General features: G+C 30.0%; 14 protein-coding genes. 2 read left to right on the forward strand and 12 right to left on the reverse strand.

The window, feature by feature from the left end; genetic code table 11:
- Nucleotides 1-38: 38 nt before the first annotated feature.
- Together DN394_RS05355 and DN394_RS05360 are read left to right on the forward strand one after the other, a co-directional pair.
- Nucleotides 39-341, forward strand: a complete 303-nt coding sequence (locus DN394_RS05355) for a hypothetical protein (protein WP_149293665.1) — start codon at nt 39-41, stop codon at nt 339-341.
- Nucleotides 342-401: 60 nt separating this feature from the next.
- Nucleotides 402-1031 (forward strand): hypothetical protein, encoded by a 630-nt coding sequence (locus tag DN394_RS05360; protein ID WP_149293666.1) that lies wholly within the window; start codon nt 402-404, stop codon nt 1029-1031.
- A gap of 89 nt (nt 1032-1120) precedes the next feature.
- Here DN394_RS05360 and DN394_RS05365 read toward each other — a convergent pair whose 3' ends face one another.
- From DN394_RS05365 to DN394_RS29310, 12 genes are all read right to left on the reverse strand, one after another.
- On the reverse strand, nt 1121-2806 hold the full coding sequence (locus DN394_RS05365) for a phage major capsid protein (protein WP_149293667.1): 1686 nt from the start codon (nt 2804-2806) through the stop codon (nt 1121-1123).
- The gene (locus DN394_RS05370; protein ID WP_149293668.1) at nt 2784-4085 is read right to left on the reverse strand and encodes a phage portal protein; all 1302 of its coding nucleotides are present in this window, start codon (nt 4083-4085) and stop codon (nt 2784-2786) included. The genes DN394_RS05365 and DN394_RS05370 overlap by 23 nt, the downstream gene beginning before the upstream one ends.
- Before the next feature lie 15 nt (nt 4086-4100).
- Complete coding sequence (locus DN394_RS05375; RefSeq protein WP_179953645.1) at nt 4101-4424, reverse strand: hypothetical protein; 324 nt, start codon at nt 4422-4424, stop codon at nt 4101-4103.
- Nucleotides 4425-4895 (reverse strand): phage terminase small subunit P27 family, encoded by a 471-nt coding sequence (locus tag DN394_RS05380; RefSeq protein ID WP_149293669.1) that lies wholly within the window; start codon nt 4893-4895, stop codon nt 4425-4427.
- Between the two features lie 133 nt (nt 4896-5028).
- A complete protein-coding gene (locus DN394_RS05385; RefSeq protein WP_149293670.1) occupies nt 5029-5319 on the reverse strand; it encodes a peptidase M23 in 291 nt (96 codons plus the stop codon).
- Between the two features lie 218 nt (nt 5320-5537).
- Nucleotides 5538-6527 (reverse strand): short-chain dehydrogenase, encoded by a 990-nt coding sequence (locus DN394_RS05390; RefSeq protein ID WP_149293671.1) that lies wholly within the window; start codon nt 6525-6527, stop codon nt 5538-5540.
- A gap of 45 nt (nt 6528-6572) precedes the next feature.
- Nucleotides 6573-6752, reverse strand: a complete 180-nt coding sequence (locus DN394_RS05395; protein ID WP_149293672.1) for a hypothetical protein — start codon at nt 6750-6752, stop codon at nt 6573-6575.
- Nucleotides 6753-6902: 150 nt separating this feature from the next.
- Nucleotides 6903-7145 carry a hypothetical protein gene (locus tag DN394_RS05400; protein WP_000956291.1) on the reverse strand — a complete coding sequence of 81 codons (243 nt, stop codon included), beginning with the start codon at nt 7143-7145 and terminating at the stop codon, nt 6903-6905.
- Between the two features lie 116 nt (nt 7146-7261).
- Entirely contained in the window at nt 7262-8239 is a 978-nt protein-coding gene (locus tag DN394_RS05405) for a hypothetical protein (RefSeq protein ID WP_149293673.1), read from the reverse strand.
- Nucleotides 8240-8299: 60 nt separating this feature from the next.
- Nucleotides 8300-8464, reverse strand: coding sequence for a hypothetical protein (locus DN394_RS28880; RefSeq protein WP_000730208.1), 165 nt, complete (start codon nt 8462-8464; stop codon nt 8300-8302).
- 651 nt (nt 8465-9115) lie between these two features.
- Nucleotides 9116-9400, reverse strand: a complete 285-nt coding sequence (locus DN394_RS29305) for a hypothetical protein (RefSeq protein WP_252197138.1) — start codon at nt 9398-9400, stop codon at nt 9116-9118.
- 89 nt (nt 9401-9489) lie between these two features.
- Complete coding sequence (locus tag DN394_RS29310; RefSeq protein WP_255451611.1) at nt 9490-9627, reverse strand: hypothetical protein; 138 nt, start codon at nt 9625-9627, stop codon at nt 9490-9492.
- Nucleotides 9628-9986: the final 359 nt, after the last annotated feature.

The raw sequence follows: 9986 nt of genomic DNA on the forward strand, positions 1-9986 counted from the left end.
ATTAATGGTAAATAACACAATTTAAAGGTGGTATAATTGTGGAGAGTTTTAATTCAAAAGAAACAATTGAAAATGTCGAGGGCGTAAAAGTAAAAAACAAACGTGCTGTAGGTATTCGTATTAAATGGTATGAAAATGGTGAATATAAACAAACTTTCCCTTCTATCCAAGCTACTGCTCGATTTATGAAAGAATACGTTCAACGTGCAACACTGCCATTTGCTTCGATTCATAAAAGTATACGGGAAGGTATTGATTGGAGAGTTAGAGGATCTGTTCACTCATTCAGATATGAAGATAAATTTGCTAAAAAAATTCAATACAAAAAGCATATCAAATGATATGCTTTTATTGTTGAATTATAAAATTGTTATTTTATATAAAAAGGAGGTTTCTTTAATATGCAAACGTTATTGATTGAGTCGCTTTTTGATGATATATATATGCAAATTAGAAATAATATCCTAACTATTACATGTAATGACTTATACATCATTAAAGAACGTTTTTATACAAAATGTAATGAATACAAAGGCAACACTGATAATCTAACAGGTTTAACTGAGTTATTAGTGGCTATGTTCTTAAAAGCTTTTAAAGATGAATTAAATTTACAATATAATATTGAAAGTGATGTCCCAAAAATCGGATATAATCATAGAGAAAATAAAGTTGATTATGCCTTTTTATCATCAGATAATAAAATCAAGTATGGGGTATCAGTTAAAAGAGGAAACGATTCAATTACTTTAAAGGATCATGAAAAAAATACGGGAATTATAAATAAATTTAAATATAAAATTACTGTTGTTCAAGACCTATTTAGACTCGATAATATAAAAAAAGGTGCTCATGGACCATTTAAATCTGTAACAATAATTTTTAAAGCTATTGAAAATTCAAATCATCTAAAAATTATAAATGATATTGTTTCAAACCATGATGAATATGAGCATAACTATATAGTTTTAGAAGGTAATAATAAAATTTTGTTCTACCAATTAAAAGAAAAACTAGGAATTAATTATTAATATGTATTACCCGATGAATAATAATCTTCATCGGGTATATAAAGGAGTGTTGGGAACTTACCGTATTATTTACAATACGGTAACTGAAATTATTTAATAGACAATAAGCGAATTGCTTGGTCATTGATGATTTTACCATCAAGATAGATAGAAGCAACGATTAATTGAGAACCACGTAGTGCTTGTGTACTATCAGCGTAAACATGTTGTACTTCAATTCCCTTTTTAATCAGAGTTCCATATGCTTCACCCATATTAATTAAACCAATTGCTTTGTTTCCTGCTGCAATATCTGGCATAGCATCTGTAATCATTACTGGTAATCCAAGCATAGTGTAATATTTAGAACCACTACCATTTTTGAAATCCACAAGGTAGTATCGGTTTTCAGCATCTTTCAACTTTGAAACCTTATTCCAAGTATTACGATTCATAACAAACACTGCACCTTCGACTAGTTCTGGATTCATAGAGTTGAATAATCCTAAAATATCATCAGTAGTAATTGTACCTGCAACGGTTTCAATCACTGATTCTGGAGCCAATGTTGCAGTTAAGAAACCTTCCATTTGTCCAACACCATTTCCATTAACAATTGCTCGGTTAACTGAATAAGCAATGCGACTTGATAGAACATTGATTGCATAACTCACAATATCAAAGCCAGCATCATTAATTAGTTGTTGTGATAATTCAATAGCTGCTGTTAAACGCTTTTGTTCTAATTTTACTTTTGACATTGTGAAATCTGCTGGAGTTGCATTTTCCATTTCACCTAGCCATTGAGCTCCGCCAATATCAGTTTCTTTTAACACTTCAAGATAACCATTTTCACTTGGAAACTGTTTAGATAGTGCAAATAATGGAGCAACTTCTTCTAATTTCTTAATAATTTGATCGGAAATTGAAGTTGGAACTGTTAGTTGTCCTGGTGCCGTACCTGTTGTAATTGCACGAACTTCTTCAGAATATAAGTGACCTTTTAAAAATTCTTCAAAACCACGTTGTTCTACATTTGTATCGTTTGGACTTAATAATTCAACCATATTTCTAACCTCTTTCTTATCTATTTTTTTTAGTTGTATTTCAATATCTCGAATTTGAGATTTTAATTGCTCATATTCGTGTTCTTCCGTAAGACCACGAATTTCATAACTTTGTGATTGTTCAAGCAAGTCATTTCGCAATTCAATAAGAGCCTTGCGACTCATTTCATAAATATTTCTTACTATTTTCCTCTTAACCTCAGCAGGTACTTCAACCTCTTCAACAACATCAATTCCACGAGCAGAAATTGAAGATTGAGAATATGCGGGGTCTTTTACAACTGAAACTTCAAATAATTCAAGTTCATGGATTGTCCGTTCAAAATAACCTTGAGTAGTCTTTTTCCATGAATCTTTAATTGAGCGGAATCCAAATGACATGTTCTTTAAAATTCCTGACTTAATTAATTCATAATAATCTTTGCCCCAAGATGTAGGAGCAACCGTTGCAGACATATAGAGTCCATTTGCATCTTCTGACAATTGAAGTGAATCGTTGCGAGTTGAAGCCAAAATTTTGTTATTGTCGTGTTCAGCAAGAAAATGAATTTCTTTTGCCTTCTCAATTGCACGTTTAAAAGCACCGCGTGAAATCTTTTCTTTAAACTGTTCGTTGCGTCCCAACATTTCACTAAATTGTTCAGTCTTATTTACATAGCCATTGACAGTCATTGAGCCATCTTCATTTGCTTCAATGTTGGTCTGATTAACTCGTAGTTCCATTTTCATTTTTCGTATCACCTGCCATTTTATCTGATTTTTCAGTTTTATTTTCAGATAACTTTTCATCACCTATAACCGTACTTGTATTTGGTACAGTAAACTCATCTTTTTCAGCATCATACAATATATCACCTAATGACCACATAAAGTAATCTTTCTGAATTGGATTCTTATCTAACATCGCCCGAGCTTCATTAATACTTAATATTCCTTTTTCAAGAGCTTGTCCAATGGCTTCAGTTTGTTCTTTTGGCGTTCCTCGAAGAATCTCTGTAACATCAAAACGGAAATAGTAACCATCTTCTTTTTCACTTTCCAATAACAATGACTTATCCAATGCACTTTCAAATGCTGAAATGATCGGTGACAAAGTATATTGTAAGAAGTGTAGATTCTCAGCCGCATTACTATTATACTTATTTAAATTTGAGTTAATCATAGATTCTGGAACATTGAACAACCTTGCAATTTCACTTGTGGTCACTTTCTTTGAATCTGTTAATTGAAGTTCGTCTGGTTTTAATGAAATTGGTTTATAAGTTAAACCTTCTTCAAGAATAACTGTTCTACCAGCATTTCTTGCGCCTCCATATAATGACTCCCAACCTTTTCGCAGTCGTTTTACAGCAGTCTCAGACATTTTACCAGCAGTTTCAATAACACCTGTTGGAAGTGCAAAGTTTTCTAATAAACTTTTAGAAAATTCAACCTCATTCAATGCTAGTTGCAACGTTCTTTCACCGCTCTTTAAAACACCATTAGAGCCACTTTCAATTAACAATAGATTTTCATATGGTAAAATCTTTACTCCACCAGCACCCATATATTGAACTTCAATTTTACTCCAAGCAACACCGTCATCTGTGAATTTCTTAAACTGTACTTTATCAGCATCTAATCCATGTAAATGAAGCACTTTATTTCCTGCTCTTTCTACATAAGATAACGCCTTTCCATAAAGAATATAATCTTCAACCAATTTACGTTTAAATTGAACCGAATCTGTAAATTCGTTTGGTTCATTATTAAGCAACATTACACGTTTTTCATTTGGTACTTTTACTATTTCACCATTTTGCTCTTTATACAAATAAATTGGTAATTGAGCAATAGAATTACATATTAATTCAAGCGATGTTTTAGCAGTTGGAATTGATTTTAATTGATCGGCTTTAACAATTCCTCCACCTAATAACATTGTTAATGCTAACGCCGAGCCATCTCCGTCATATAATGAACGTTCTTCTTTATCACTTTTCTTATTAAAATAATCGAATACTCCCACGTAATTCCTCCTTTCTTACAACATTAAATCTCTATACTCTTCAATTTGTTTAAGCAGCTTTGAGTTCTCATTTTTCACTGCTTTATATTCCATGAGCTCCAAATATTTTTTATACTCAACGCTTGTTACATCACCAAATTTAAGTATCCACCATATTGGCTCAATAATTTGATTAGACTTTACCAATCTTTCAATGACATCAATATTCGGCTCTTCAAGTTTCCTCAACAGATTTCTTGAACCGTCAATATGATAGTGATAATCTTTTATTCCTTCATCTTCCACATATTCATTGAAGTCAAAATTTCTAAGATTCTCAACAGTAAGTAAATGTTCCACTTAGAACTCACCTCTCATAATTTGAGCAATTAGTTCATCTCCCTCATTACTTTCACTGATGTTTTGTAATTTTTGACGAGTATCAGCAGTTAAACATAATAATTTTGCTAATTCATTAGCTTTGGTTGTATGCTTATTTAACTGTTCGGTTGCAGGATGTGCTTTCTTACCATGTAAATAATCTATAAATTGACCTTCTTCAGAAATAGTCTTATGACAATCCTCAATCAATGAATAATAAAATGCTAAATTTTCAATCATCGGTTTATCTAAATCATTCACCAAATCAATTTTCTTTAACTCTTTAACAATAAATAAATAGTACTTTTTAGCACTTTCACTGAAATATACAGGAGGATTATCAATATGGTCTTTTGAAAAATGTTCACTGAATTCTTTTTCTTTTTCAATCAATTCTTGCCCACTCGTTCGACCTTGATTACGTTCCTTTAATCGTTGTGGTTTTGCCATATCATCACTCCTTTTCACATTTTTTTACAAAAAATAGTTATAAGCGTTTTGTACAGTTAAGTGTGAATAATGGTGGACAAGTTATTCTAAGGACTACTCCCATTTTTCTGGACTAATACGGGGCATCTAATTCTTAATCTCTCTTTAAAATATTTGTTATCACACGTTTTTCTTGAACATTTAATTCATTCTTCACGATATATTTAGTGACCAACACCAATAACACTTTATTATGCTTCAACAGTTCTATCTGTTTGTTTATTTGTTCGAGTAATTGTTTATCCTCTGTCTGTTCCTCAACATCATTGAGCAATTGTATCTGCATATCAATTAACTTTAATGTACCATTAGTGTTCATTAATAATATTTCATCTATTTGAGCCAATTGTTTATTTGTTGTATTAAGTACTTCATCAGTAATCAATAATGTTACACCACCAATCTATTTGTTATGTTTTATTATGTATCGGTAATAAAAAGATTGCTCCACTAACACAAATGGTTAATGGAGCGTAAGGAGAACCTGCTAAAATTAAAAGCTCTTGTTGAAAAACGTAATGATTTCTACATTAGAAACGTGAGGAGGCTCGTATTTACCATTACATAATATATTGGAGAAATCTCTCTCCTCTGGTCAAAAATCTAACAAATTTTTTCTAATTTATTTATCAAACGTTCAAGACGATAACGATATGTTGTGCGTTTTTCACTAGCCTTTAAACATTCCACTAAATCACCTTTATAATGATTCTTTAACAAATTAATTATTTCAACATCTTTTTCATCTAAAACACCATTCTCAATATTCTTTTCAATAGCTGCTTCTAAATCAATACTCGGAATAATTTCAATTGGATTTGTAATTGCTTTTTTATCGGCCACTAATAATTTGAAAATTTGATAATGCCTATTGGTTACAATATCCTCACTAGATTCAGTAAAATATTTTTTATTGGCTCTTTCACCCGTTCTTTTTTGTACAGTTTCAAATTTGCTATAAGAACGAACAATGCTTCCGATGTCACCATACAATAATTCCTTAATCCTTTTTCTATTAATCATTCTTTTTTTCGTAGAACCTGTTGTACGAATTTCCAATACATAATATTGGATTGTGTTATAAATTCCTTCTACCAGTCCTCTAGCATCTTCATTTTGTAATGTTTGACAACACCATAAATCTTCAAACACCGCACCATCATTAATTAATTCATAATCGCCTTTTAACAACTGATATACAGTATCTTCATATTTTAATAATCGTTCCTTATTAATTAGAGCGCTTGTCAATTCAAATTCAGCAGTTGTTTCCTCATTATCACTTGAATATGATGGAAGTCCCTGTTCATTCATTTCAACATCTTTCATTCTCTTTTCATCTAAGATGTTATATTCATTTTTCTTTGTTGTAAGATTTTCACTTTCAAGAATGTATGCCGCAAGAAAATCTAATATTTCATTAATTGTAGTTGTTGTTTTACTATCACTTGTTACCTTCTTTGCATTGAATGTATGAAAATGGTCGTTAAGATTATATTTCTTTGTAATTCTTGATACTTCATCCATTCTTTTTTCAGTATTTCTTTCATAACTCAATTCCTTTTTAATAGCTCTCATCACGTTTTTTAGCATTTTATTGTTCTCCTTTTATCTCTTTGTACAAAATAAAAGAGCCCGTTAATCTAACGAGCCCTTCATCATTTCTTCTAGTAATTTAATTGTCGCTTTGCTATATTCATAAACATATATTGTTTCTCTTGGATACTCAAAACTTGTAATTGGTTCAATTCCATACGAACTTAAATTCAAATAATACCTTGAATTATATAAATAAATTCTTCCATTTTTGATTTCCATATAACCAGTCTCCTTTAAACAAATAACCACAACCATAAACACATAATCATAACCACATTTCTAGCATTTTCTATAACCCCATCACTTTTCATTTCCCAACACTCCTCATTAAATTAAATAAGTGCCATCATGTTTTATGATCGCACCGAATTAACTACCTTGTTTCATGTTTTGTTGTTGAATATATTGACTCCAATATACTTTCACATAACTTAACGAAATTTCTTTTAATCCCTTGTCCCTAAGTTCTTCATTCAACTGTTCACGAACTTGTTTGTGAGTTAATCCTTCAAGCTTCAATTCAACTAATCGTTTCTTCTTCCAATAGACCTGTTTTTGTTTTTCTGTCATTAAAAATTCCATATTTAACACCTCATATATTTTAGTCAACATCTATTAACCCTCATATAATATGTCCACAAATAAGCAATTTGTAAACCATAATACTGATAGTTTTATTGATTTTAAACAAAATAAAAAACTATCATTTCTTGATAGCCTGCAATACCCTATATAACTGAATTCATTACATCTTTTAATGCTTTGTATTTATCTATCCTTCCAATTGGTTTTTCAACTTGTGAAACCTTCATATATTCATAATTTCTAAGAAAACCTATAAAAGATGTATATTTTTGTTTTGTATCCTTTTCATTATTATCAAGTATTGGATTATCATTAACCTTAATAACCGTTTCATTTATCTTATCTTCAACTTCAATTTTATTATCAAAATATCTTTCAAAAATATTTTGTGCTTTTTCAGTAAGAACTTTTGACAGAGCTCTTTTTGGTAAATATCCAAATTCTTCAACACAAGAATATCTAGCCTGTTTCTTACATTGCTTCCAATGTAAATTGATTAATTCCGCATCACCATTCGCTTCATCAATCAATGGCATTATCATGTTTTTTTCTACCTCATTCATATAATCAATCATTTCCCTATATTCTGAATAAGAAACTTCTTTACGTTCGTTTTTATATACTTTGTAATAAATCCATTTGTTTGGATCAATTCCTTTTCCAAAAAGTTCACCTGTCTTATCATCAAAACTAAAACCTTCTATTATTTGTTTTTGTTTTGGAATAATACCAATCTCTTGAAACTTTCGCATATATACGGACACTGTTTGCCTTGTGTAACGTCTTTTTAATTCTTCAAACTTTCCTAATTCTTCATAACTAAATATTGTTCTATCACCAGTTATTAATAAATGGAGCAATTTTCCAGCAGTCTTTTCGTTTGGAAAACTAACTTCAAAGCCAGCAACTTCTTCACATAACTGAATGAATTCACTTTTTTGTTCGCCCTTAAAACCTATAATATTTAACCCAATTGTTTTACGACCTTCTTTAACAATTCGATATTCATAAAATGGAGCGATATTTCTACTAATCAATTTTGCCCTTCCATTACTTTTTGTAAATTGTACGCTTAATAAATCTTCTAATTCTCCCCAATTGTAATATTGAATTTTTAGCATTATGAATATATTCCCTTCAAATTATTTATTTTTAGAATGTATTATGGTATCCCCATTGATTTATATTGATAGAGCAGTAAGTGAAAATCGTAATTTTTTATTATCTTCAAATACATAAACAACTAAATTTTCATTGCGATTATTCGGCTCAGTTTCAATTAAATTACAACCAATAATAATTAATTTTTCAGCAAGCGATTTTTTAAAGATTCTTTTCTTCTTCATATCTTTGCTCCTCCCAACACAAAAAAACACATCTTTAACTGATGTGTTTATGTTATTTAATATTTTTTATTGGTCAATAATTATTAACCCCTACATTATATATGTCCACAAAACTACCATTCGTAAACCATATTTCTATAAAAAATTAAATATATTTATCATTCAATACTAAATTCATCTGAAACCAAATACTAAATAAAATTACACAAGTGAGAAGCTTGCTTCGAACTAATGGTGCTTCCTTGGAAGTGCCATTCCATCTATAAACATTCTGTTCTACAATAATTCTATAACATAGATTATAATGTGTTCTAGAATCCTCATTTTACTTTCTAACAAATGAAAATATGTTTGTCATAGATATTTATTGGATTGGTCCACGGACCAATCTGGCCTCGCAACAAGTTGCTCAGCGTATGTTATTTATTTTTGATTGCGTTTAAACATTACGATAATTAAACATATACCGATTCATTTAACATTAATATTATATATATATACTGTTAAACGGAACGGTATATGTTTAAACATTACAATGTAATAATGACATGATTTTGGATGGATTATTATTCAAAAATGCTACATCAATAAAATGTATTTATATCAAGCTCCACCCAATTACAATATGTTAAAAGAAATTACTCCGTTCTTCTAATTTATATATTGAGTGGTGATGAGTTGTCTTTGTAAAAATGTACTTTTTAAAATTACTTCATGTGTATATCCGTTTTCATCAACTGCCACTAACTTATCAAATTTATGTACTTTCTTTTTATTATTACCAACTGCAATTGCACCTACAACCGCACCAACGCCACCGGTTAACGCTCCACCAACAAATGCACCTGCAATTTTCTTAGTTGCAGACTTTCCTATTTCTGTTTCATGATATTCACTACAAGCAATAATTTTCACTTTATGTTTTTGGTTAATCATTGCATATCCATCTTTCGTTTTGCCCATTGCAAAATTTTTTGTGAATATATGATTTGCTCCACCAACAACTTCACAATTTAACTTATCAGTTAATGTTTTATCAATTTTTTTTGCTCTGCAATCGCCTCTTTTGCATTTTTTACATTTGCTTTTAAATTATCTAAAAATCCTGTCACTTTACCTATAAGTTTGCCGCAATTGGAAGCATAAACTTGCCGTGAATTCAATTGATTAACCCATAAACTTGCCGTGAATTCTGTTTGTTTGTAATAAAGTTTGATCAAAAACATGCTACAAACGTTGATTTTATAATAGATTCTTTTCCAGTAGATTTAAGATTGGTTTTTATAAAAATGGTTGATTAAAATTACACATGTTAACCTTACTATGTGATTCTCTGATTAATAAAACGCAAAAAAAATTTGGGAATAGTAACATCTATACATTACCATTATCCTTTTTTTTATAGAAATGGTTCGAATTCTCGACAATAATCCATCCTATAGTTATTAATGTTATAGAAAATAATCTAAGACCCAATCTATACTTTTTAAAGGATTAAAACGTTTTTATATTCAGTTTATAT

Origin of the sequence: Bacillus sp. BB081 (genome assembly GCF_008368895.1) — a bacterium.
Lineage (GTDB): Bacteria > Bacillota > Bacilli > Bacillales > Bacillaceae_G > Bacillus_A > Bacillus_A wiedmannii.

Excerpts from the sequence above, each read along its gene's own strand:
- DN394_RS05360 (WP_149293666.1), top strand. The coding sequence starts at position 402 with ATGCAAACGTTATTGATTGAGTCGCTTTTTGATGATATATATATGCAA.
- DN394_RS05365 (WP_149293667.1), bottom strand. The coding sequence starts at position 2,806 with ATGAAAATGGAACTACGAGTTAATCAGACCAACATTGAAGCAAATGAA.
- DN394_RS05380 (WP_149293669.1), bottom strand. The coding sequence starts at position 4,895 with ATGGCAAAACCACAACGATTAAAGGAACGTAATCAAGGTCGAACGAGT.
- DN394_RS05390 (WP_149293671.1), bottom strand. The coding sequence starts at position 6,527 with ATGCTAAAAAACGTGATGAGAGCTATTAAAAAGGAATTGAGTTATGAA.
- DN394_RS05395 (WP_149293672.1), bottom strand. The coding sequence starts at position 6,752 with ATGGAAATCAAAAATGGAAGAATTTATTTATATAATTCAAGGTATTAT.
- DN394_RS05400 (WP_000956291.1), bottom strand. The coding sequence starts at position 7,145 with ATGTTGACTAAAATATATGAGGTGTTAAATATGGAATTTTTAATGACA.
- DN394_RS05405 (WP_149293673.1), bottom strand. The coding sequence starts at position 8,239 with ATGCTAAAAATTCAATATTACAATTGGGGAGAATTAGAAGATTTATTA.
- DN394_RS28880 (WP_000730208.1), bottom strand. The coding sequence starts at position 8,464 with ATGAAGAAGAAAAGAATCTTTAAAAAATCGCTTGCTGAAAAATTAATT.
- DN394_RS29305 (WP_252197138.1), bottom strand. The coding sequence starts at position 9,400 with ATGATTAACCAAAAACATAAAGTGAAAATTATTGCTTGTAGTGAATAT.